Source organism: Rhodospirillaceae bacterium (assembly GCA_002746255.1).
Classification (GTDB): Bacteria; Pseudomonadota; Alphaproteobacteria.
Map to the genome: position 1 here is coordinate 22,572 of NVWO01000005.1, position 22,795 is coordinate 45,366.

Below are 22,795 nucleotides of genomic sequence, written 5' to 3' on the forward strand. Positions count from 1 at the left end.
GATGAAGCCGCAACACATCGCGCTGGCCCTTGCCATCATGGTCATCTGGGGGATGGCCTTTGTTCCCAGCAAGATCGGCATCACCCAGATTCCACCGATTTTTTTTACCGCACTGCGCGCCTGCGTCGTGGCGTTGCTGTTGCTGCCTTTCCTGAAAAGCCCACGCGGCCATATCCGCGAACTTCTATGGCTGTCGCTGATGATGGGGACGCTGCATTACGGCTTTGTCTTTACCGGCCTTAAAAGCATCGACGCGTCCCTGGCCATCCTCCTGGTTTTGATGCAGGTGCCTTTCGCCTCTCTGCTCGCCGTGCCGTTTCTTGGCGAGCGGATCGGCTGGCGGCGCATCATCGGCCTTGTCACCGCCTTTGCCGGCATCGTGCTAATCACCGGCAGGCCGGAAATGCGAGCGGACTTCCTGCCGGTGCTGTTTATCCTGATCGGCATCTTCTTCTGGGCGGCAGCAAATATTCTGGTCAAACGCATGCGGCTGACTGACGGCAACCAGATCAATGGCTGGGTCGCAATTTTTTCGGCACCGCAACTTTTTGCCGTTTCCTTCTTTCTCGAAACCGGCCAGATCGAAGCGGCACAGACAGCCGACTGGACCGCCTGGACGGCGTTGATCTACATCGCCGGGGTCGTCACCGTTATCTCGTTCGCCTTGTGGTACCGTCTGTTACGATGGTACCCGATCAATCAGGTGATGCCTTTTGCCTTGCTGATGCCGATCTTCGGCGTCGCAGCAGGCATGGTGGTGCTGGGCGAAACGCTGGCCTGGCAGACCATTGCCGGTGGCATCGTGACCCTTGCCGGCGTGGCCATCATCGTGCTGCGCCGTCCCGTACGCATCGACGCCGGAATCTGACCGGCGTCTAACCGGAGGCTAAAATGGGTGTCACAATTTTCGAGCACCCCTCCCCGAACTGTGAGCCGCGCCCGCAAGGCGTTGCCATCGATACGCTTGTTCTCCACTACACCGGCATGAAAACGGCAAAAGCGGCGCTTGCACGCCTATGCGATCCCAAAGCCGGGGTCAGCGCCCATTATTTGATCGACGAGGCCGGCCAGATTACGGCGCTGGTGCCCGAAGAAGCGCGCGCCTGGCATGCGGGAAAGGCCTGCTGGCAAGGGGCCGAGAACCTGAACGACCGTTCGATCGGTGTCGAGATTGCCAATCCGGGCCATGAATTTGGCTATCGCCCCTTTCCCGAAGCCCAGATGGCCGCGCTGGAGGGCCTGCTTCTGGGCATCCTCGCGCGCCACACGATTGCGCCCGCCCGCGTATTGGGCCATTCCGACATCGCCCCGGACCGCAAGGAAGACCCCGGCGAGCTTTTCGACTGGCAGCGCCTGGCGCGCGCCGGCATCGGGCGCTGGCCGGACAACCAACGGCTGAACAACCAACGGCCGGAGAACACCCAACCGCCGCCGCCCATTGGCAAGGTACAGACCATGCTTCACCAAATCGGCTACGCGGTGCCGCTCACCGGCCAGGCGGACGCAGCAACGGAAAAAGTCATCGCGGCCTTTCAGCGGCACTTTCGCCCCGCACGCATCGACGGCGTGGCGGATGGCGAAACGGTGGCCCGGCTGCGCGCCCTTCTCGAAGGGGAGGCTTGACCAAAGCCCGCCCAAAGCCTAGCTAAAGAGGAGCCAGATGGCCGGATGGCCGCTTGGCGCGCAAGCGCCGAGAGGAAAGTCCGGGCTCCACGGAAACACGGTGCCGGATAACGTCCGGCGGGGGCGACCCTAGGGAAAGTGCCGCAGAGAGTAGACCGCCGGTGGGTTTCCACCGGTAAGGGTGAAAGGGTGCGGTAAGAGCGCACCGCGTCTCCGGTAACGGAGATGGCAGGGTAAACCCCACCGGGAGCAAGACCAAATAGGGGCGGCAACGCCGCAAGGCAGGTGCGTTTCCGCATCGCTGCCCGGGTCGGTCGCTAGAGGCGTCGGGCAACCGGCGTCCCAGAGGAATGGTCATCCCCTGTGAAAACAGGGACAGAACCCGGCTTACAGGCCATCTGGCATTTTTCTCCAAGAAAAGCGAAAGATAGATTTGTTCCCGTTATGTTCTTATCTTAACGTTTTTCGGGCCTCATCTAGTAATCGCACCGGAAAAGGCCCAAAAAGCGTCGATGGAAGTCTTTCGCTATTTTTCGTGTCGTTCGAAATTCTCCTTTTGAACGAAGGTTTTACTTCCCCGCGTCGTTGACACCCATAAAAACCCATGATATCCCATAATGTCCCAAATTGGGCAGTAGCGCCCAATTCGGACAAGGCCGGGACCATCGCATTGCCCAGGGTTTTTGGGCCCAGGTTCCTGGCGGATCGAAGAAATCGGCGATCGGGGGCCGGAATGGCGCTGTTTCTTTCGACCTACACGAACAAAATCGACAAGAAGGGCCGTGTGTCGGTGCCGGCCTCTTTTCGTGCCGCCATTGGCGGCCAAAGCTTTCATGGCATCGTCGCCTTTCGTTCGTATCGGATGAAGACGATTGAGGCGTTTTCGATCGACCGCATGGAACGCCTGAGCACCAGCCTGGATGCGCTGGATCTTTTCTCTGACGCTCAGGACGATCTGGCTGCGACGATTTTTGCGGATTCGCGCCCCCTTCCCTTCGACAGCGAAGGGCGCATCCTGCTGCCCCCCGAATTTACCGACTACGCAAATCTTCAGGGCCAGGCCGCCTTTGTCGGGCGTGGCGCGACCTTCCAGATATGGGAACCGAAGGCGTTTGAGGCCCATCAGATGTCGGCCCGGAAACGGGCGCTGGAGCGCGGCACGACGCTGCGCCTTGGCCCCTCGGACGGACCGGGAGGCGATTAGCCATGACCCCCCGGACGCGGCACCAGGAAGCGCAACAACAAGAAACCCAAAGCCAAGCCGGTCATCGCCCCGTCCTTCTAAAAGAAGTGCTCGATGCGCTGAACCCGGTGGATGGCGCAACCTATGTGGACGGCACCTTTGGCGCCGGTGGCTATACCCAGGCAATTTTAAAGGCGGCGGACTGCACAGTCTGGGCCATTGACCGCGATCCCGAAGCCATCGAAGGCGGCGCGGCGCTGGCACGCCTTTATCCGAAGCGGCTTCACCTTGTCGAAGGCCGCTTTAGCGACATGGTTGCGCTGCTGGCGCAAAACGGCGTCCACCAGGTGGACGGCATCGCGCTGGATTTCGGCGTTTCCTCGATGCAGATCGACAGCCCCGAACGCGGATTTTCCTTCCGCCAGGACGGGCCGCTGGACATGCGCATGGAAAAGGCCGGCCTGTCTGCCGCCGACGTCGTCAACACCGAAGACGAAAAAACCCTCGCGACGATTTTCTTTAAATATGGCGACGAACGCCGCTCGCGGCATATCGCGCGTCGCATTGTCGAAAGGCGGGCAGAAAAACCGATTACGCGCACCCACGAGCTTAGCGACATCGTCGCCAGTGTTGTGCGGAAGGGCAAGGACGGGATCAACCCGGCGACGCGCACCTTCCAGGCGTTGCGTATTTACGTCAATGACGAGCTTGGCGAAATCGAACGGGCCTTAAACGCCGCAGAAAGCCTGCTGAAGCCCTCGGCGCGAATCGTCGTCGTCGCCTTTCATTCCCTGGAAGACCGCATCGTCAAAACGTTTCTGCGCCTGCGCAGCGCGCAAGCCGCGCGCGCCTCGCGCCATCTGCCCATGAAGCCGGAAGCGGCACAGGCGCCAAGTTTTGCCCTGCTGCACCGCCGGGTGGTGCGCCCAGGCCCGGCCGAGATTGCCGCCAATCCACGGGCGCGTTCGGCGCGCCTGCGCGCTGCGATGCGCACGACCGCCGCGCCTTGGGAGGCGTCCCCATGAAGGGCCCGCTCATTTCCCTCTGGCTGCTGCTGACCGCTGTCATCTGCTTCGGCCTTTTCTTCGCGAAATACGAGGTGCAATCCCTGGAAGGCGAGCTTGCCGCCCTTAACCGGGAAATCCTCAACGGCCAGGGGGAACTCCATGTGTTGCGGGCAGAATGGGCCCTGTTGAGCCGGCCCGAACGCATTCACAGTTTAAGCACGCGCTATCTTGACCTTCGAACGGTGAGCGCGACACGCATTGGCACGCCGGACGCGCTGGCTGCGCATCTGGAGGCCGGCAAATGAACCGCCAGCCCCGCCAGCAAACCGATCGCGCCCACCGCCGGGCGATTGAAACCGGCCGCACGCGCCTTGTTCTGATGGGCGCGCTGGCGATGCTTGCCTTCCTGGCCGTTGGTGTGCGGCTTGTCGATGTGATGGCGCTTCGCGAAGGCCATGAGCCGCGACTGGCCGATGCCAATTTGCCCGTTGTCTGGCAAACGGAACGCGCCGATATTCTCGATCGCAATGGCGAAATTCTGGCAACCAATTTGCGCACGGCATCCCTTTACGCCGACCCCAAGAAGGTGCAGAACCCGAGACAGGCGGCGCAGCGTCTTGCCCGCCTGCTGCCCGGCCTGAACCGCGCCGCAACCTTCACCCTGCTGACGTCCAATCGCCGTTTCATCTGGATTCGCCGCCACCTGACGCCGCGCCAGCAATACGCCGTCAACGCCCTTGGCATTCCCGGCCTTTATTTCCAGCATGAAGAGCGCCGGGCCTATCCCCATGGCCACCTGGCCGCCCATGTTGTCGGGTTTACCGGCGTCGACAATCGCGGCCTTGCCGGAATCGAAAAATCTTTCGACGAGGTTTTACGAAACGGCAGCGGCCCGTTGCGGCTTTCTCTCGACATTCGCGTCCAGCACATTCTGGCCGATGAGATTGCCGGCGCGATGCAGCGTTTTCAGGCCATCGCCGGCATCGGCGTTGTCATGGACGTAACAAATGGCGAAGTGCTTGGCCTTGTCTCGCTGCCCGATTTCGATCCGAACCGACCTGGCGCGGCTTCGCCGAACGCCCTGTTCAACCGGGCGACGCTTGGCATCTACGAAATGGGTTCGACGTTTAAAATTTTTACGGCGGCGATGGCCCTTGAAAGCGGCACGGCAACCATTCAAAGCATCTATGACGCGTCGAAACCGATCCGCGTCGCGCGCTTTCTCATTCGCGATTTCAAACCAAAAAACCGCTGGTTGTCGATGCCGGAAATTCTGATGTATTCGTCGAACATTGGTGCCGCAAAAATGGCCATGGACGTCGGCACCGATCGCCAACGGGCCTATCTTGCAAAGCTTGGGCTGCTGAACCAGGCCGACATCGAGTTGCCAGAGATTGGCACGCCGCTTAGCCCGAAGCGGTGGCGTGAAATCAATCTGATGACGATTGCCTATGGCCACGGCCTTGCCGTAAGCCCCCTGCAATTGACCAGCGCCGTCGCAACAGTCGCCAATGGCGGTATCGCCCTGCCCGCCACGATGCTGCATCAGCCGAACGCGACAGCGGCGCAAGACGCGGCGAAAGAAGGCAGGCGCGTTTTCTCGCCGGAAACGTCCGAAAGGATGCGCCGGCTTCTACGCCTGGTTGTCGCCAAGGGAACGGGCCGCAACGCGGCGGCCAAAGGCTATCTCGTTGGCGGCAAAACCGGCACGGCCGAGAAAATTTCCGCCAAGGGGTACGCGCGCAAATCGCTGCGTGCCTCTTTCATCGGCGCCTTTCCAATGCACGCTCCGCGCTATGCCGTCTTCGTCATGCTGGACGAGCCGAAAGGCGACAAAAAGAGTTTTGGCTATGCCACCGGCGGCTGGGTTGCCGCACCCCTTGTCAGTCGCATTGTCACGCGGATGGCGCCCCTTGTCGGGGTTGCGCCCATCGACGAAAACGCGCCCGCAATCAAACAACGGATGTTCATTGAAATAAACGACCGGGGACAGAAGCTTGCGTCTTTCTGATCTCTTACGCGACGAAGAAATGGCTTTGATGTTTGCGACAACAGGAAAGAACGTGGAAATTACCGGGATTACAGCTGATTCCCGCAACGTCGAACCCGGCTTTTTGTTCGCCGCCCTTCCCGGCGCACAAACGGACGGCGCGCGGTTTGTTCCCCAGGCGCTTCGCCAGGGCGCCGTCGCCATCCTTGGCGCGCCGGCATTAAAAACGGCCTTTCCAGACAGTGGGGCGGAATTTCTTCCCGCAGAAAATGCTCGCAAGGCCTTCGCCATGATCGCCGCGCATTTCTGTGGCGCGCAACCGCGCCAGATCGCCGCTGTCACCGGCACGAACGGCAAAAGTTCCGTCGTCGGCTTTGCGCGCCAGATTTGGGAGCATCTTGGCGTGCGCGCGGCAAGCCTCGGCACCCTTGGCCTTGAACCGCCGCTTGCGTCCGACACCGGCGCGCAAGCCAGCCCGCTCACAACCCCCGATCCTGTAAGGCTGCACAAGCTGCTGGCCGAACTCGCCACGCAAAAAATCGATCACCTGGCGATGGAAGCCTCAAGCCACGGCCTGGAACAGTTCCGCCTGGACGGCGTGCGTGTAAGCATTGCCGTCTTTACGACATTTTCACGCGATCACCTCGATTACCACGGTTCGCTCGAAGCCTATCTTGCCGCCAAGCTTCGCCTGTTTTCGGAATTGCTGGACGAAAACGGCACCGCCGTTCTCAACGCCGACGATGCCGCCTTTGACAGCGTTCAGGCCATCTGCGTCCAGCGCGGCGTTCGCATTTTCAGCTATGGCGAAAAAGGCGACGCGCTTCGCCTGCTTGAAAGCAGACCCGTCGCCGATGGCCAGGACGTTGCCTGCGAAATTCTCGGCAAAAAGACGCGCTTTCACCTGCCCCTTGTCGGTGCCTTCCAGGCGAAAAACGCCTTGGCCGCCCTTGGCCTTGTTCACGCCGCCGGCGCGGACATGGCCAACGCGCTGGCAATTCTGCCAAAGCTTCGCCCCATCCCCGGACGTATGGAAACAATCGGCCGGCTTGCCAATGGCGCGCAAATTCATGTGGATTATGCCCATACGCCGGACGCACTGGCGAACGCATTGCGCGCGCTGCGCCCCTACGCAGCGGGCCGCCTGGTCGTTCTTTTCGGCTGCGGCGGCAACCGGGACCGGGGCAAACGCCCGGAAATGGGCGCGGTGGCCGATGCCCTTGCCGATGCCGTCTTCGTCACCGACGACAACCCCAGAAACGAGGACGCCAGCGCCATCCGCCAGGACATTCTAATTGCGTCGCGCAAAGGGAAAGAAATCCCCGACCGCCGCCTGGCCATCCATGCGGCCATCGAAAGCCTAGGCGCGGGCGACGTCTTGCTGATCGCCGGCAAAGGCCATGAGCAGGGCCAAATCGTCAACGCCGAAACCCTGCCCTTCGACGACCGCGACATCGCCCGCAACGCCATAAGCGCGACAGGAGACACGCCGAAATGACGCGCAAACCCTTGTGGACATCGCGTGAGGCCGAAGCCGCAACCGACGGCACCGGCACAGCCGCCTGGGAAGCAAACGGCGTTTCAATGGACAGCCGCCATCTGAAACCGGGGGATCTTTTCGTTGCTATTTCCGGGCCGAATTTTGATGGTCACGCCTTTGTCCGCGAAGCCTTCGCCCACGGCGCGGCAGCCGCCATTGTCGAAAGCCCGCCGAAGGATCCTTTAAAGCAAGCGCCGCTTCTGATCGTTGCAAATTCGTTTCACGCCCTTGAAGCCCTTGCCCGGACCGCGCGCGAGCGCGCGCGCGCACAAATCATCGCCGTCACCGGAAGTGTCGGCAAGACCGGCACGAAAGAAGCCTTGCGCCTGGCCTTGTCTGAAAGCGGCAACGTGCTGGCGACCCAGGGCAATTTCAACAACGAATATGGCGTGCCCTTGAGCCTTGCGCGTTTGCCGCGCGAAGCCGATTACGGCGTCTTCGAACTGGGCATGAACCACCCCGGCGAAATTCGCCCGCTTGCCAAACTCGTGCGCCCGAAGATCGGCATCATCACAAATGTCGAAGCCGTGCACATGGCCCATTTTGATTCCGTCGCCGAGATTGCCGATACGAAGGCCGAAATATTCGAAGGCATGGACGCGGACGGCATCGTTATTCTGAATCGCGACAACCCCTATTTTTCGCGTCTGGCTGCCGCCGCCAAGGCCCAAGGCATCACGCGCATCCTTGGCTTTGGCGAACACCCCGAAGCTCAGCTTCGCCTGATCAACTGCACCTGCCATGCGCTTTCCAGCAACGTCGTCGCCGAAATCGGCGGCCATGAAATTCACTACCGCCTGGGCGCACCGGGCCGCCATTGGGTCACAAACAGCCTCGCCGTGCTGGGCGCCGTCGACGCCGTAGGCGCCGATGTAAAAAAGGCGGCGGCAAAACTGGCGGGCCTTACGGCACCGGCGGGGCGAGGCCGACGGGTTCATGGCGTCATCCCAAGCGGCAAAATCGAGATTATTGATGAAAGCTACAACGCCAACCCGGCATCCATGCGCGCCACCTTCGACACCCTGGCCGCAACCCCGGCGGGTCCGGTTGGCCGACGCATCGCCATCCTCGGCGACATGCTGGAACTTGGAAAATTCGCACCCCGCATGCATGCCGAACTGGCCGGCGATCTGCTTCGTCACGAAATTGACCTCGTCTTCACGGTCGGCGAATTGATGAAAAATCTCGACCGCGAGATGCCGCCTCACATGCGCGGCGGCCATGCGAACAGCGCCGAAGCGCTCATACCTACGCTTCTGGAAGAACTTCATGGCAGCGATGTTGTTGCCGTCAAAGGCTCGCGGGCCATGAACATGAACCACATCGTTGCCGCCCTGCGCCAAGCCGATTCCGGCATGGCAAACGCAGCCAACGGCCACTAAGGAGCGGCAACATGCTTTTCAATTTTCTGTACCCGCTCTCGGATCAACTGCCGATCCTTAACCTGTTTCGCTACCTGACCTTCCGGACCGGCGGGGCCATCATGACGGCGTTGCTGATCAGCTTCGTTTTCGGGCCAAGCCTTATCCGCTGGCTGAAACGCCGCCAGAAGGAAGGCCAGCCGATCCGCAAAGACGGGCCGGAAAGCCACATTCTCGAAAAGGCCGGCACCCCGACGATGGGCGGCTTTCTTATTCTGCTTGGGTTGCTGGTTTCAACGCTGCTGTGGGCGGACCTGACGAACAATTACATTTGGGCAGTCCTTGGAATAACGACCGGCTTCGGCGTCATCGGGTTTCTCGACGATTTCCTGAAAGTTCGCCGCCGGACATCCCACGGCATGCCGGCAAAGGCAAAGTTTCTTGCCCAACTGGTGGTTGCCGGCGTGGGCATCTATGCCATCATGGCAAACACGCCCGAGCCCCTTGCCACGGGCCTGGCCGTGCCCTTCCTGAAAGACACGCTGCTCAATCTCGGCTGGTTCTTTATCCCCTTTGCCATGTTCGTCGTCGTTGGCACCTCGAACGCCGTAAATCTGACGGACGGGCTGGACGGCCTGGCCATCGTCCCGGTGATGATCGCCACGGCCTGTTTTGCGCTGATCACCTACCTTGTCGGCAACGCCGTTTTTGCCGGCTATCTGCAACTTCACGCCGTTCCGGGTGCTGGCGAACTGGCCGTCCTTTGCGGCGCCTTGCTGGGCGCGTCCCTGGGCTTTTTATGGTTCAACACGCCGCCCGCCATGGTCTTCATGGGCGACACCGGATCGCTTTCCGTCGGCGCGGCGCTGGGCGCCATCAGCGTTGTAACAAAGCACGAACTGGTGCTGGCCCTCATCGGCGGCCTGTTCGTGCTGGAGACCGTTTCTGTCATCGTGCAGGTCGCTTCCTTCAAGCTGACCGGGAAACGCGTCTTCAGGATGGCACCGCTGCATCACCATTTCGAAAAGAAAGGGTGGTCGGAACCAACCATTGTCATTCGCTTTTGGATCATCGCCTCGGTGCTGGCCCTCATCGGCCTGTCCACCCTGAAGCTGCGGTAACGCCATGATTGAAGTCATCGCCTACAAAGATCGCGCCGTGATGGTATTGGGACTTGGACGTTCCGGTCTTGCCACGGCGATTGCCCTGCGCAAGGGGGGCGCCGCCGTTCTTGTCTGGGACGACAACGCTGAAGCACGTGCGCTCGCCCTGCAGGAAGGCTTTCCCGTCACCGACCCGGACGCGATCAACTGGAAAAACGTCGATGCCGTGATCCCCGGCCCCGGCATTCCGCTGACCCATCCCAAACCCCATCCGGTTATCTACAAGGCGCGCGCCGCGCGCTGCGACATTTTGGGCGACATCGAACTTTTGGCGCGCACGCAACCGGAAGCACGCTATGTCGGCATCACCGGCACGAACGGCAAATCGACGACGACGGCCCTGATCGGTCACCTGCTGAAAGAGGCCGGCTATCGGGTGGCCCTTGGCGGCAATCTTGGAACACCGGCGCTGGCCCTCCCCCCCCTGGGACCGGAAGGCATTTATGTGCTTGAGCTTTCCTCCTTCCAGATCGACCTCTGCCCCGCCCCCTTTCTTAAAATTGCCGTGCTTTTGAACATTACGCCGGACCATCTTGAACGCCACGGCGGCCTTGAAGGCTATATCGCGGTGAAACGGCGCATCTTCGACCTGCTTCGCAACGACGGCACGGCCATTGTTGGCATCGACGATTCCCACAGCCGGAAAATCCTGGACGCCATCACCGGCAAGGTTGCACAGCTCATACCGATTTCGGCACACAGCAATCTCGACAAGGGCGTGAGCGCGCGCGCCGGCACGCTTACGGAACGGCTGGGCGAAGACGTGCCGCCGGTCGATTTGCGCGGCCTGGCAGCGCTTCCCGGCGCCCATAACTGGCAAAACGCCGCCGCAGCCTGGGCAGCGGTCCGAACCCTTGGCGTGGCCCCCGCGCCTGCGGCAAAAGCCCTGGCAAGTTTCATCGGCCTGCCTCACCGTCAGGAGCCGGTCGCCATCGTAAACGGCGTCCAATATATGAACGACAGCAAGGCAACGAACGCGACCGCCGCAGCAACCGCGCTAACCTCCCATGACGCCATTTACTGGATTGTCGGCGGACGGCCAAAGGCAGACGGCATCGACGCACTTGCCCCCTGCTTTCCGCGCATTCGCCACGCCTTCCTGATCGGCGAGGCCATGGACAGCTTCGCCAAAACCCTGGACAGCAACGTTCCCTTTACACGCTCTGGCGATCTGGCGACGGCCTTGCGCGACGCCCACAACATGGCCCAGGCCGCTGGCGAGAAAGGGGCGGTCGTGCTGCTTTCACCCGCCGCCGCCTCTTACGACCAATGGAAAAATTTTGAGGAACGAGGGGACGCCTTTCGGGCCGCCGCCCTCGAACTTCCTGGCGCAAAAGCGATCCTGCCGACAAGTGGAGGCATCGTTTCATGACAAGCTTTGCGCGCGCAGATACGAGCGTGTTAAGCCGCTGGTGGTGGACAGTGGACCGCTGGACGCTGGCGGCCATCGCGCTGTTGATAGGCATCGGCGTGCTTGTCGCATTGGCCGCAAGCCCATCGGTTGCCGAACGCATCGGCGTCGAGCCCCTTTATTTCGTCCGCCGCCATCTTATCTTCCTGCCATTGGCGCTGGGCACGGTTTTCTTCGTCTCGCTGATGACGCCCAAAGATGCACGACGTCTGGCCATTTTCGTTTTTCTTGTTTCCATGATCCTGCTTGTGCTGGTCCTCTTTATCGGCACCGAGGTCAAAGGTGCCCGGCGATGGATCACGATCGCCGGATTTTCCCTGCAACCATCGGAATTCATCAAGCCAAGCTTTGCCGTGCTGGCCGCATGGATGTTTGCCGAACATCAAATGAACCATGAGTTTTCCGGGCGCAAAATTTCCATCGCACTTTGCGGAATCGTCCTTCTTCTTCTGCTTGCCCAGCCCGACATCGGCATGGCCATCGTCGTTCTCGTCACCTGGTGCACCCAGCTCTTCCTTTCCGGCCTGCCGCTGCTTTTGGCCGGCCTGCTTTTCCTGCTCGCCATCTCCGGATTGATCGGCGCCTATTTTGTCTTTCCCCATGTGGCGCTTCGCATCGACAGCTTCTTCGACCCAAGTTCCACCAGCGGCTATCAGGTGTCGCGCGCCATGGAAGCGTTTGGAAATGGCGGCCTGTTTGGCCGCGGCCCGGGCGAAGGCCACATCAAGGAAACGATCCCCGATGCCCATGCGGATTTCGTCTTCGCCGTCATTGGCGAGGAGTTTGGCCTGTTCGCCTGCCTGCTGATTGTCAGCCTGTTCGCCTTCATCTTCCTGCGCGGCCTGAGCCGGATGCTGCAGGAAGAGAGCCTGTTTCTTCTTCTTGCCGTCACCGGCCTGCTGACGCAATTTTCGCTTCAGGCGTTCATCAATTTGGCATCGACGCTTAACCTGATCCCAACGAAAGGCATGACCCTGCCCTTTATTTCCTACGGCGGGTCGTCGCTTGTCGCGCTGGCTTTCACGATGGGCCTTGTTCTTTCCTTCACCCGGCGGCACAGCCACTCCCGGGAGAAACTGTGATGGCAGAGGCGCGCAATCTTGTCCTGTTGACAACGGGCGGCACCGGCGGCCACGTCTTTCCCGCAGAAGCCCTTGCCGACGCGCTGACGCGCCGTGGTGTGCGGCTGGCGCTGGCAACGGACCGGCGCGGCCACGCCTATCCCGGCGCGCTGCGCAACCTCGAACGTCACCAAATTCACGCCGCGCCCATGGCTGGGCGAAGCGTGGTGAAACTTTTCAAGGCCGGCTTTGAAATGGCGTGGGGGTATTTGCAGGCCCGCCGCCTGCTGCGCCGATTGCGGCCCCAGGCCGTCATCGGGTTCGGCAGCTATGCGTCGGTGCCCGTGATGCTGGCCGCAAGCCATCTGGGCGTGCCGACCATCCTCCATGAACAGAACGCCGTCATGGGCCGCGCCAATCGCCTGCTGGCACCACGCGTCACAACCATTGCCACGTCCTTTCCGATCACCCGCCATCTGCGGTCAATGGACGAAGCAAAAATTCTTCTGACCGGCAACCCCGTGCGCGAGGCCTTCCATACGGTTTGCGAACGGCCCTACCCACCGCTTGGACTGGGCGACCCCTTCGTCGTGCTGATCCTTGGCGGCAGCCAGGGCACTCACGTCTTTGCCAACGTCGTGCCAAATGCCATGGCGGCGCTTGCCCCGGAAACACGGCGACGCCTTCGCATCACCCAGCAATGCCGCCCGGAAGACCTTGAGGCCGTTGACGCAGAGTACAAGGCCCTTGGGATCAAGGCCGAAATTGCGTCCTTTTTCGATGACGTCCCGGAACGCTTCGCAAAGGCCCATCTGGTTATTTCCCGGGCGGGTGCCTCGACGGTTGCTGAACTGACCGCCGCGGGCAGACCCGCCATTCTGGTGCCTTATCCCACCGCCACGGACGACCACCAGACGGCGAACGCCCACGCCCTGGAGGAGGCGGGCGGCGCCTGGCTGATGCCGGAACCCTTCTTCACGCCGGACGCCCTTGCCGCACGGATCACATCCTTCCTGGAACTGCCGGTGCTCCTCAACAAGGCGGCCACAAGCGCCCATGCCCTTCGCCGCGCTGACGCGGCAGAGCGGCTTGCCGAAGCCGTTTGCAAATGCCTGCCCAACACGAGTGGAACGCCGACCCATGCAACGCAAGGTGTGACGGCATGAACACCCTGACCCTTCCCACCGGCCCCATTCACTTCGTCGGCATCGGCGGCATCGGCATGAGCGGGATTGCGGAAATCCTCCACAACCTCGGCTATCGCGTACAGGGAAGCGATTTGAACGAAAATGCGAACGTCCTTCGCTTGCGCAAGCTTGGCATTGCCGTCGCCATCGGACAGGCCGACAAGAATCTTGAGGGCGTCGAGGTCGTCGTTCTTTCCTCCGCTATCAAGGAAAGCAACCCCGAAGTGATGGCGGCCAGAAAACGGCATATCCCAATCGTTCGCCGCGCCGAAATGCTGGCTGAGCTGATGCATCTTAAATCGGCGATCGCCGTTGGCGGCTCCCACGGGAAGACAACGACGACCTCCCTGATCGCCGCCCTTCTTGAGGCCGCCGACATGGACCCGACCGTCATCAATGGCGGCATCATCAACGCCTATGGCACGAACGCCCATCTTGGCGAAGGCGAATGGATGGTTGTCGAGGCGGATGAATCAGACGGCACCTTTATCAAATTGCCGGCCACAATTGCCGTCGTCACAAACATCGATCGCGAGCATCTCGATTTCTACGGCTCCTTTGCCGAGCTAAAGAACGCCTTCGTGCAATTCGTCGAAAACATTCCGTTTTACGGCTTTTCGGTTCTCTGCATCGACGACCCGGAAGTTGCCGCCATGCTGCCGCGCATCTCGGACCGTCGGCTGGTGACCTATGGGGTCAGCCCCAAAGCGGAGATTCAGGGCCTTAATGTCCGCATCACGCCAACGGCAACCTATTTCGATGCCCGCATCAAGGGGCGCGGCGGCGATCCGGACACGGTCATCGAAGGCTTGCAACTGCCGATGCCGGGGCTGCACAACGTAAAAAATGCGCTAGCCATGGTCACCATCGCCCAGGAAATGCAAATTTCCGAGCCCGTCCTGCGCAAGGCGCTGGCCGAGTTTGGCGGCGTGCGACGGCGCTTTACCAACCTTGGCTGCGTGAACGGCATCACCATCATCGACGATTACGGGCACCACCCCGTTGAAATTGCTGCCGTGCTGAGCGGTGCCCGCGCCATCGCGACGGGCAAGGTCATCGCCGTCTTCCAGCCGCACCGTTACAGCCGGGTGCAAAGTCTTTTCGAGGATTTCTGCGCGGCCTTTGGCGACGCCGACACCGTCATCGTGTCCGACATCTATGGTGCGGGCGAAACGCCGATCAACGGCATCGACCGGGACGCCATTCTCAAAGGCTTGCGCGCCCAGGGCCACGCAAACGCGTTGCCCCTTGAAAGGCCGGAAAGCCTTGCCAGACGCATTTACGACATCGCCGAAGAAGGCGACTACGTCATCTGCCTGGGCGCCGGCGACATCACGGCCTGGGCCCAGGCGCTGCCGGACGCGCTGGCCCGAATTGAAGGAAAACCGCTGGAGGCTAGGCAATGATAGCGGCGGATCGGAAAAACACCGAACGGCTTTGCGATCGCCTGCCCACCGTGCGCGGTAGCTATCAAAAGGCGGTGGCGCTGGGCGCCATGACCTGGTTCCGGGTCGGCGGCAAAGCGGAAATTCTGTTCCAGCCCGCCGATGTCGCGGACCTTGCCGATTTCCTGAAAGGAAAGCCCGCCGATATCGCTGTGACGGTGCTTGGGCTTGGTTCCAACCTTCTGGTTCGCGATGGCGGCATCGCCGGTGTCGTCATCCGGCTGGGCCGCGCCTTTGCCGATATCACGGTTGACGGCACGACCCTTCACGCCGGGGCCGGGGCATTGGATCGCGCCATCGCCATGGCCAGCCGCGACGCCGGCCTCACCGGCCTTGAATTCCTGAGCGGCATTCCCGGCACCCTTGGCGGCAGCTTGCGCATGAACGCCGGTGCCTATCAGCACGAGATGAAAACCTGCGTCGAGACGGCCGAAGCGCTGGACCCAGACGGCGAACGCCACCCGCTTTCCCCAGACGATCTTGGCTTTACCTATCGCCAGTGCGCCGTGCCAGAAGACTGGATTTTTATCGGCGCGACTCTCAAGGGCGAAAAGGGCGACCGCGAGGCCATCGCGCGGCGCATTGCCGAAATTGCCGACACCCGGGAGGAAACTCAGCCGATCCGCACACGCACCGGCGGCAGCACATTTGCCAACCCGCCCGGCGCAAAAGCCTGGGAGCTGATCGCCGCAGCCGGTTGCCGCGGCCTGAAGATTGGCGGCGCGATGGTGTCTGAAAAACATTGCAACTTCCTGATCAACACCGGCACGGCGAACGCCGCCGACATCGAAGCCCTCGGCGAAGAAATTCGCCGCCGTGTTTTTGCGAAAAGCGGCGTCTGGCTGGAATGGGAAATCCGCCGCGTCGGCAACCCCCTGCAAGGGGGCCCCCTGCAAGGGCAGCCCCAGGCCAAGTCCGGAGGCGCGCCATGACGAAAAAGGCGAAAACAATCGCCGTCCTGATGGGCGGATGGTCCGCCGAACGCGACGTCTCCCTTGCAAGCGGCGCGGCCGTCGCCAACGCGCTGACCCAAAGCGGCTGCCGCGTCCAACGCATCGACGTCACCCGCGACATGCGCGCCTTGCTCGACCAGCTCGACCCAAAGCCGGACGTTGTCTTTAACGCGCTCCATGGACGCTTTGGCGAGGACGGCGGCATCCAGGGCCTTCTTGAAGGCCTCGGCCTGCCCTACACCCATTCCGGCGTTCTTGCCTCGGCCATCGCAATGGACAAGCCGATGACGCGGCGTCTGTTTGCCGAAGCCGGCATTCCCCATCCCGATGGCGGCGTCTTTCCCTGCAAGGCCGTGCAAGCGGCCCATCCGATGGAACCGCCCTATGTGCTGAAACCGCTCAACGAAGGCTCCAGCGTCGGCGTCCGCCTGGTCCTGGCAAAGGCAGACGCCCCCGGCTGTGGACCGGATTGGGCCTTTGGCAAGGACGTGCTGGTCGAACGTTACATTCCCGGCCGTGAAATCTGTGTCGCCGTTATGGGGGACGCCGCCCTTGGTGCGATCGAGATCCGCCCCCGGGAAGGCTTTTACGATTACGCGGCAAAATACACAGAAGACCGGGCCGAGCACGCCATGCCCGCACCCATCGCGCCCGAGGCCTATGAAGAAGCGCTGCAGCTTGGCCTGCGCGCCCATTGCGCCCTTGGCTGCAAAGGCGTGACCCGGGCCGATCTGCGTTACGACGACAGCCATGGCGAGCCTGGAAAATTCTACGTCCTTGAAGTCAACACCCAGCCCGGCCTGACAACGCTTTCTCTCGTTCCAGAGATCGCCGCCCATGCCGGCATCGCATTCCCGGAACTCGTCACCTGGATGGTGGAGGACGCGCAATGCGAAAGCTGACCGCCAAATTCCTTCCGGGGAAGAAGAAAGCAGCACCGCGCAAACGCCGCCGGACGCGGCGACCCGACCGAAGGCGCACGCTGGGTCTTTTTCTCACCACCATGCTTTTCGGCGTCCTGCTGGGTTTCGGCTGGGCCTGGTGGTCGGGATGGGCCATGACAGCGCGCGCCGAGCTTGCGTCCTGGGCCGTGGAAAAAAGCATTGCCAGCGGCCTTATCGTTCGGAAAATTGAAATCGAGGGCTACGCCGAGACGCGCCGAAAGACGATCCTAGACGCCCTTGGCGTGCAGGCCGGCGACCCGATCCTCTCCCTTGACCCGGCCAAGGCGCAGGCCGCCCTTGAAGCCCTGCCCTGGGTGCAGACGGCCGCCGTCGAGCGGCATCTGCCGGATCGCATTCGCCTTCACCTGACCGAGCGCGAGCCCCTGGCCCTTTGGCAGAGCAACGGCAAGCTTGCGCTTATCGATGTGGAAGGCGTTGTCATCCAGCGCGGCAAGCTGGCGCGGTTCCGGACACTGCCGGTCGTGATTGGCGGTTCGGCACCGAAAAAGGCGCAGGCCTTGTTCGCAACGCTTGGGCGCGAACCCGAACTTGCCGCCCGGGTCGCCACCGCGACGCTGATCGGCCGGCGGCGATGGAATCTGCGCCTGAAAAACGGCGTCGAAATCTATCTGCCGGAAGAAGGCCTCGCTACCGCCTGGGCAACGCTTAGTGAATACGAACGCCTTGAAGGCATCACGCAACATAAGGTGACGGTGGTTGATCTTCGCCTTGAAGGGCGGCTTGTCGTCCGCATCCCACAAATAAAGACAAAGCCGGGCCACCGGCCAGAACGCGAAACCTAAGAGCACCAGGAACGAATGCCATGACACTCGCAAAAACACGAAACGGTCTGATCGCAGCGCTGGATATCGGCACGACGAAGATCTGCTGTTTTATCGCCGAGCACAAAGACGATGGCACCCTGAACGTGACCGGCATCGGCCATCAGCGGTCAAAAGGGCTGCGCGCCGGCGTCATCGTCAACATGGAAGCCGCCGAACAGGCCATCCTTGCCGCCATCACTTCGGCAGAGACGATGACGGGGGAAACCATCCGCGAGGTCATCGTCAACCTTTCCGGTGGCGCGCCGGGGTCAAAACTTGTCGATGTTGAGGTTCCCTTGAGCCGGGACGCCATCGGCGACAACGACATCCACCGGGCAATCGCGGAAGGGTTCCCCAACGACCTTCCGGAAGAACGCGCGCTTCTTCATACCATCCCGACCGGCTATCGCATTGATGGCAGCAATGGCATCGACGACCCACGCGGGATGTTCGGCCACCGTCTCGGCGTAAAAATCAATCTGATTACCGCCATGGAAAGCGCCGTGCGCAACCTTTCTGTCTGCATCGAACGCTGCCATCTTGATGTGCGCGTCATTGTCGAATCGGCCTTTGCCGCCGGCCTTGCGTCCCTTGTCGATGACGAAATGCAGCTTGGGGCGACGCTGATCGATATCGGCGGCGGCACCACCTCGATCGCCGTGTTTATGGAAGGCAACGTCTATTACACGAACAGCATCCCGATCGGCGGCCAGCATGTAACGAATGACATCGCGCGCGGACTTTCCACACCGATCACCCACGCCGAACGCATGAAAACGCTGTATGGCAGCGCGCTGACATCCCAGACGGACGACCGCGAACTAATCGACGTGCCTTCTGTCGGCGAAGACGAACGCGCCCGGGCCAATCACGTGCCGCGCTCCATGCTGACGGGGATCATCAAACCCCGCATGGAGGAAATCTTCGAGATGGTCCGCAACCGCCTTGAAACAAGCGGCTTTGACCGTCTTGCCGGCCGACGCGTCGTCCTGACCGGCGGCGCCAGCCAGCTTCAGGGAACCCGCGAACTGGCTGCCGACATCCTTGGCAAACAGGTGCGCCTGGGCCGACCGATCCGCATTCGCGGTCTTGCCGAAGCGACTGGCGGCCCCGCTTTCGCCACATGCGCAGGCTTGCTTGGCTACGCCCTTCGCGACACCCCCGACCCATCGGGCAAAATTATTTTTTCCCAATCGCGGCCAAGCGGCCGCACAGGCCGTATCGGCCAATGGCTACGTGAGAATTTTTAATCGGAGACAAGCAGTTGAAAAACCCGACCAACCAATCAAGAACCATCGGCAGGGGCCGAAAAATTAACGAAAACGGATCACCTTGGAGGCAATCATGACGATTAACCTGACAACGCCTGAAAACTATGACCTGAAACCAAAAATTACCGTGATTGGTGTCGGTGGCGCCGGTGGCAACGCGGTGAACAACATGATCGATGCCAATCTGGAGGGTGTCGAATTCCTGGTCGTGAACACCGACGCCCAGGCGCTTGCGCATTCAAAAGCATCGCGGAAAATTCAAATGGGTGTTGGCATAACCCGGGGCCTCGGCGCCGGCTCGCGTCCCGAGATTGGGCGCGCCGCCGCAGAAGAGGGGCTTCAGGAGATTCTCGACCACCTGGAAGGCAGCAACATGGTGTTCATCACCGCCGGTCTTGGCGGCGGCACCGGAACCGGCGCCGCACCGGTGATTGCGCGCGCCGCCCGCGAGAAGGGAATTCTCACCCTTGGCGTCGTTACCAAGCCTTTCGCCTTTGAAGGCACCCAGCGGATGCGGATCGCCGAAATGGGCATGACGGATCTGCAACAATATGTCGACACCCTGATTGTCATCCCCAACCAGAACCTTTTCCGGATCGCGAATGAATCGACGACCTTCGCCGACGCCTTCCGGATGGCGGATGACGTTTTGCAATCCGGTGTGCGCGGCGTAACCGACCTTATGGTCATGCCCGGCCTGATCAATCTGGATTTTGCCGACATTCGCACCGTGATGAGCGAAATGGGCAAGGCAATGATGGGTACCGGCGAGGCCGAAGGCGACCAACGGGGCATGAAAGCCGCCGAAGCCGCCATCGCCAATCCGCTGCTTGACGACGTGACGATGAAGGGGGCTCGCGGCGTGTTGATCAACATCACCGGCGGCCTCGACATGACACTGTTTGAAGTAGACGAAGCCGCGAACCGGATCCGCGAGGAAGTGGACCCGGAAGCGAACATCATCTTCGGTTCCACCTTCGAAACGGCCCTTGAAGGCCGCATGCGGGTTTCCGTCGTGGCAACCGGCATCGACCTGGATGCGGCCGCCGCACCGAAGCCAAAGCGGATCAGCCTCGTCGCCGATCACGGCCAGCCGATTGTAATAGAAGAAGGCGCAACGGCACAGGCCAAACCAATTCCGGCCGAACCGGCCCAGGCCGAAGCAACCCAGGCCGAGGCAAAAATGGAGATGGCAGAGCCGGCGGAACCGGGCGCGGCAATGGACGAGCCCTTCATCGCCCCACGGCCAATGGAATCGCAGCCAAAAACCCCCGCAACCGGCGAGGCGGACCCCTTCGCAGCGGCAGCAATGACAAACGGTGGCCGCAAAGCAACCACAGGCCATCGCCCAAGCCTGTTTGAACGGATGCTGGGAACCGGTCGCGCGGCCCGCAACCATGAAAAGGTCGCGATTCCGGCAACGGCACCAGCGGCAACACCACCACCTGCCCCGGCAGCGACCATCATGACACCACCACCTGCCCCGGCACCGGTCATGGCGAGCCCGGAAGAAATGCCGGAAAGCGCAACARMMRTSMCGGMMMSSGCMCCNRSCGNCAKGNCGCAGGCCGRATGGACRCCATCGGGTCAGGCGTCCATKCCCACCGTCAGCACATCGGCAACACCCGAACATGAGGAAGAGGATCTTCTCGAAATCCCCGCCTTCTTGAGACGGCAAGCGAATTAGGAATCGACTATTTCTCGTAACATTTTGTAACAAAACGTGATTTGAATGCCCGGGGGGTTATTGGTACACCCTCTGGAGCATTCAGATTTTGGTTAATACCCTGCAATCCAGGGCCTTTCCTGGGACATCTTTTACAGCAGCACCTCTTGCAACAATGGCTTCACACGAATGACCGTCTTCCAAAAAACCCTGCGTAGCAAAATTTCCTGTTCCGGAACGGGTCTCCACAGCGGTGTTCACATCGCCATGACGATGCACCCCGCTGCGCCGGACACGGGCATTCTCTTTCGACGCACGGACATTGCCGGTGCCGGTGCCGAGTTGCCGGCGCGCTGGGATTGCGTCATCGATACCTTCATGGGCACAACCATTGGCAATGCGGAAGGCGTTCGGGTCGCCACCATTGAACATCTGATGGCCGCCCTTCGCGGCTGTGACATCGACAACGCAATCATCGACCTCTCAGGCCCGGAAGTGCCGGTGATGGACGGCAGCGCGGCGCCCTTCGTGTTTCTTATCGAATGCGCCGGCATCGAGGAACAGGCCATTGGGCGGACGACGCTTGAAATCACGCGACCGGTTGTAATCCAGGACGGCAAGCGCAGTGCCGCGCTGCTACCGTCCCCGGGTTTCACCGTCGAATGCGAAATTAACTTCAAAAGCGAGGCCATCTCCCGGCAAAGCTGCCTTTTCCATCTGGTCAACGGCACCTTCAAAACGGACATCAGCCGGGCGCGAACCTTTGGCTTTGAGAACGACGTCATCAAATTACGGGCGGCAGGTCTGGCGCTTGGCGGCTCACTGAAGAACGCCGTCGTCGTCAGCATGAACGGCGACCGGGTGCTGAACGAAGAAGGCTTGCGCTACGAGGACGAATTCGTCCGTCACAAAGCCCTGGATTGCATCGGTGACCTTTACCTGGCCGGCGGGCCGATCTCGGGCCTTTACCGCGGCATCTATTCCGGCCACACCCTGAACAACCAGTTGCTGCGCAAACTTTTCGCCGAAAAGGACGCCTTCCGCCGCGTCCCAGCGGAAGCACCCTCCCACAAAGTTGCCGCATGGGCCTCGCCACCGTTGAGCGCTGCCGAAGCCTGACCCCCAAGCCCCAGGCCGGGGACCAAAACCTTTCTCAAAACCTGACCCTTCCGAAACCGGACCCAGCCCTGGCCTCAAACCACTGGGAAAAGACCCTCGACATGATATATTGCGGGGCAACGAGGGAGGGATGGCTGGTCGTCATGCAACCCTCAGGAGCTTGATGACACCCCCGATGATGCCATTCTCAATGATGCCAAGACGATTTTCATTCTTCCGGCGGTTTTTGATGGCGTTCGCCGTCGTTTTCACGCTGGCCGCCTGTGCCTCCGACAACGAGGACACGGGCACCTATATCGACGAAGAAGACACCCTTTTTACCGACCGGCCGGCCTCGGAACTCTACAACCTGGCGATGGACACCCTTCTCGAAGGGAACGTTAAAGGTGCCGTCGAAAATTTTGACGCGGTCGAACGTCAGCATCCCTACTCGATCTGGGCCACAAAAGCCCAGTTGATGTCCGCCTACAGCTATTATCTGCGCAACGATTACGACGAGGCGATCGCGGGCCTCGACCGGTTCATCCACCTGCATCCCGGCCACCAGGATACGCCTTATGCGTATTACCTGAAGGCGCTCAGCTATTACGAACAGATTTCCGATGTGCGGCGCGATCAAAAAATGACCGAAGAGGCCGCCAGGGCGCTTGGGACACTTATTCGCCGTTTTCCAGAAAGCAAATATGCCCGCAACGCGCGCCTGAAACTGGACTTTACCCACAACCATCTTGCCGGCAAGGAGATGGAAGTTGGTCGCTATTATCAACAACGCGGCAACTACCTTGCCGCCATCAAACGCTTTCGGGGCGTCGTCGAACGCTACCAAAACACCACCCAGGTGGCCGAAGCGCTGCACCGGCTGACCGAATCCTATATTGCCCTTGGGCTCATCTCGGAGGCCCGCAAATCCGCCGCCGTGCTTGGCTATAATTTCCCAGGCAGCCCGTGGTACCAGGACAGCTACGACCTGTTTGCGAAGAAGCGGCTTCGCCCCGTGTTGGCGGCAAACCCTTCTCCAGATGAACCCGGCAAATAGGGCGCCTGAGC

General features: G+C 61.1%; 19 protein-coding genes, 1 other RNA gene and 1 pseudogene. All 21 read left to right on the top strand.

Annotated elements, in window-relative coordinates:
• The first annotated feature begins 1 nt into the window (after position 1).
• The 21 genes and pseudogenes from COA65_04530 to COA65_04630 all read left to right on the top strand — a co-directional run bounded on the left by COA65_04530 (position 2) and on the right by COA65_04630 (position 22,784).
• Positions 2-868 (top strand): multidrug DMT transporter permease, encoded by an 867-nt coding sequence (locus tag COA65_04530; GenBank protein PCJ60102.1) that lies wholly within the window; start codon positions 2-4, stop codon positions 866-868.
• Between the two features lie 23 nt (positions 869-891).
• Positions 892-1,623 (top strand): N-acetylmuramoyl-L-alanine amidase, encoded by a 732-nt coding sequence (locus COA65_04535; protein ID PCJ60103.1) that lies wholly within the window; start codon positions 892-894, stop codon positions 1,621-1,623.
• A gap of 33 nt (positions 1,624-1,656) precedes the next feature.
• An RNA gene (rnpB, locus tag COA65_04540) (RNase P RNA component class A) lies at positions 1,657-2,029 on the top strand.
• Between the two features lie 327 nt (positions 2,030-2,356).
• A complete protein-coding gene (locus COA65_04545; GenBank protein PCJ60104.1) occupies positions 2,357-2,827 on the top strand; it encodes a transcriptional regulator MraZ in 471 nt (156 codons plus the stop codon).
• 2 nt (positions 2,828-2,829) lie between these two features.
• Complete coding sequence (locus COA65_04550; GenBank protein ID PCJ60105.1) at positions 2,830-3,831, top strand: 16S rRNA (cytosine(1402)-N(4))-methyltransferase; 1,002 nt, start codon at positions 2,830-2,832, stop codon at positions 3,829-3,831.
• The gene (locus COA65_04555) at positions 3,828-4,118 is read left to right on the top strand and encodes a hypothetical protein (protein ID PCJ60106.1); all 291 of its coding nucleotides are present in this window, start codon (positions 3,828-3,830) and stop codon (positions 4,116-4,118) included. Before COA65_04550 ends, COA65_04555 begins: the two co-directional genes overlap by 4 nt.
• Positions 4,115-5,824: a penicillin-binding protein gene (locus COA65_04560; GenBank protein PCJ60107.1), complete on the top strand. Its 1,710-nt coding sequence runs from the start codon at positions 4,115-4,117 to the stop codon at positions 5,822-5,824. The genes COA65_04555 and COA65_04560 overlap by 4 nt, the downstream gene beginning before the upstream one ends.
• Positions 5,811-7,301: a UDP-N-acetylmuramoyl-L-alanyl-D-glutamate--2,6-diaminopimelate ligase gene (locus COA65_04565; GenBank protein PCJ60108.1), complete on the top strand. Its 1,491-nt coding sequence runs from the start codon at positions 5,811-5,813 to the stop codon at positions 7,299-7,301. The genes COA65_04560 and COA65_04565 overlap by 14 nt, the downstream gene beginning before the upstream one ends.
• Positions 7,298-8,725: a UDP-N-acetylmuramoylalanyl-D-glutamyl-2, 6-diaminopimelate--D-alanyl-D-alanine ligase gene (locus COA65_04570; protein PCJ60109.1), complete on the top strand. Its 1,428-nt coding sequence runs from the start codon at positions 7,298-7,300 to the stop codon at positions 8,723-8,725. Before COA65_04565 ends, COA65_04570 begins: the two co-directional genes overlap by 4 nt.
• Before the next feature lie 11 nt (positions 8,726-8,736).
• Complete coding sequence (locus tag COA65_04575; protein PCJ60110.1) at positions 8,737-9,825, top strand: phospho-N-acetylmuramoyl-pentapeptide-transferase; 1,089 nt, start codon at positions 8,737-8,739, stop codon at positions 9,823-9,825.
• 4 nt (positions 9,826-9,829) lie between these two features.
• The gene (locus tag COA65_04580) at positions 9,830-11,239 is read left to right on the top strand and encodes a UDP-N-acetylmuramoyl-L-alanine--D-glutamate ligase (GenBank protein PCJ60111.1); all 1,410 of its coding nucleotides are present in this window, start codon (positions 9,830-9,832) and stop codon (positions 11,237-11,239) included.
• Positions 11,236-12,360 carry a putative lipid II flippase FtsW gene (gene ftsW / locus COA65_04585; protein ID PCJ60112.1) on the top strand — a complete coding sequence of 375 codons (1,125 nt, stop codon included), beginning with the start codon at positions 11,236-11,238 and terminating at the stop codon, positions 12,358-12,360. The genes COA65_04580 and ftsW overlap by 4 nt, the downstream gene beginning before the upstream one ends.
• On the top strand, positions 12,360-13,505 hold the full coding sequence (gene murG, locus COA65_04590; GenBank protein ID PCJ60113.1) for an undecaprenyldiphospho-muramoylpentapeptide beta-N-acetylglucosaminyltransferase: 1,146 nt from the start codon (positions 12,360-12,362) through the stop codon (positions 13,503-13,505). Before ftsW ends, murG begins: the two co-directional genes overlap by 1 nt.
• On the top strand, positions 13,502-14,932 hold the full coding sequence (locus COA65_04595) for a UDP-N-acetylmuramate--L-alanine ligase (protein PCJ60114.1): 1,431 nt from the start codon (positions 13,502-13,504) through the stop codon (positions 14,930-14,932). The genes murG and COA65_04595 overlap by 4 nt, the downstream gene beginning before the upstream one ends.
• Entirely contained in the window at positions 14,929-15,903 is a 975-nt protein-coding gene (locus COA65_04600; protein ID PCJ60115.1) for a UDP-N-acetylenolpyruvoylglucosamine reductase, read from the top strand. Before COA65_04595 ends, COA65_04600 begins: the two co-directional genes overlap by 4 nt.
• Positions 15,900-16,826 carry a D-alanine--D-alanine ligase gene (locus COA65_04605; protein PCJ60116.1) on the top strand — a complete coding sequence of 309 codons (927 nt, stop codon included), beginning with the start codon at positions 15,900-15,902 and terminating at the stop codon, positions 16,824-16,826. The genes COA65_04600 and COA65_04605 overlap by 4 nt, the downstream gene beginning before the upstream one ends.
• Positions 16,814-17,671, top strand: a complete 858-nt coding sequence (locus COA65_04610; protein PCJ60117.1) for a cell division protein FtsQ — start codon at positions 16,814-16,816, stop codon at positions 17,669-17,671. The genes COA65_04605 and COA65_04610 overlap by 13 nt, the downstream gene beginning before the upstream one ends.
• A gap of 20 nt (positions 17,672-17,691) precedes the next feature.
• The gene (ftsA, locus tag COA65_04615; protein ID PCJ60118.1) at positions 17,692-18,942 is read left to right on the top strand and encodes a cell division protein FtsA; all 1,251 of its coding nucleotides are present in this window, start codon (positions 17,692-17,694) and stop codon (positions 18,940-18,942) included.
• Positions 18,943-19,036: 94 nt separating this feature from the next.
• Positions 19,037-20,650: pseudogene (locus COA65_04620) on the top strand (cell division protein FtsZ).
• A 168-nt stretch (positions 20,651-20,818) separates the two neighbouring features.
• Positions 20,819-21,748, top strand: coding sequence for a UDP-3-O-[3-hydroxymyristoyl] N-acetylglucosamine deacetylase (locus COA65_04625; protein ID PCJ60119.1), 930 nt, complete (start codon positions 20,819-20,821; stop codon positions 21,746-21,748).
• Between the two features lie 178 nt (positions 21,749-21,926).
• Positions 21,927-22,784 (top strand): outer membrane protein assembly factor BamD, encoded by an 858-nt coding sequence (locus COA65_04630; protein PCJ60185.1) that lies wholly within the window; start codon positions 21,927-21,929, stop codon positions 22,782-22,784.
• Positions 22,785-22,795: the final 11 nt, after the last annotated feature.

Bases quoted from the DNA above. Each gene is read 5' to 3' on its own strand.
- COA65_04530 (PCJ60102.1), top strand. From the start codon at position 2: ATGAAGCCGCAACACATCGCGCTGGCCCTTGCCATCATGGTCATCTGG.
- COA65_04535 (PCJ60103.1), top strand. From the start codon at position 892: ATGGGTGTCACAATTTTCGAGCACCCCTCCCCGAACTGTGAGCCGCGC.
- COA65_04545 (PCJ60104.1), top strand. From the start codon at position 2,357: ATGGCGCTGTTTCTTTCGACCTACACGAACAAAATCGACAAGAAGGGC.
- COA65_04550 (PCJ60105.1), top strand. From the start codon at position 2,830: ATGACCCCCCGGACGCGGCACCAGGAAGCGCAACAACAAGAAACCCAA.
- COA65_04555 (PCJ60106.1), top strand. From the start codon at position 3,828: ATGAAGGGCCCGCTCATTTCCCTCTGGCTGCTGCTGACCGCTGTCATC.
- COA65_04560 (PCJ60107.1), top strand. From the start codon at position 4,115: ATGAACCGCCAGCCCCGCCAGCAAACCGATCGCGCCCACCGCCGGGCG.
- COA65_04570 (PCJ60109.1), top strand. From the start codon at position 7,298: ATGACGCGCAAACCCTTGTGGACATCGCGTGAGGCCGAAGCCGCAACC.
- COA65_04575 (PCJ60110.1), top strand. From the start codon at position 8,737: ATGCTTTTCAATTTTCTGTACCCGCTCTCGGATCAACTGCCGATCCTT.
- COA65_04580 (PCJ60111.1), top strand. From the start codon at position 9,830: ATGATTGAAGTCATCGCCTACAAAGATCGCGCCGTGATGGTATTGGGA.
- ftsW (PCJ60112.1), top strand. From the start codon at position 11,236: ATGACAAGCTTTGCGCGCGCAGATACGAGCGTGTTAAGCCGCTGGTGG.
- murG (PCJ60113.1), top strand. From the start codon at position 12,360: ATGGCAGAGGCGCGCAATCTTGTCCTGTTGACAACGGGCGGCACCGGC.
- COA65_04595 (PCJ60114.1), top strand. From the start codon at position 13,502: ATGAACACCCTGACCCTTCCCACCGGCCCCATTCACTTCGTCGGCATC.
- COA65_04600 (PCJ60115.1), top strand. From the start codon at position 14,929: ATGATAGCGGCGGATCGGAAAAACACCGAACGGCTTTGCGATCGCCTG.
- COA65_04605 (PCJ60116.1), top strand. From the start codon at position 15,900: ATGACGAAAAAGGCGAAAACAATCGCCGTCCTGATGGGCGGATGGTCC.
- COA65_04610 (PCJ60117.1), top strand. From the start codon at position 16,814: ATGCGAAAGCTGACCGCCAAATTCCTTCCGGGGAAGAAGAAAGCAGCA.
- ftsA (PCJ60118.1), top strand. From the start codon at position 17,692: ATGACACTCGCAAAAACACGAAACGGTCTGATCGCAGCGCTGGATATC.
- COA65_04625 (PCJ60119.1), top strand. From the start codon at position 20,819: ATGACCGTCTTCCAAAAAACCCTGCGTAGCAAAATTTCCTGTTCCGGA.
- COA65_04630 (PCJ60185.1), top strand. From the start codon at position 21,927: ATGCCATTCTCAATGATGCCAAGACGATTTTCATTCTTCCGGCGGTTT.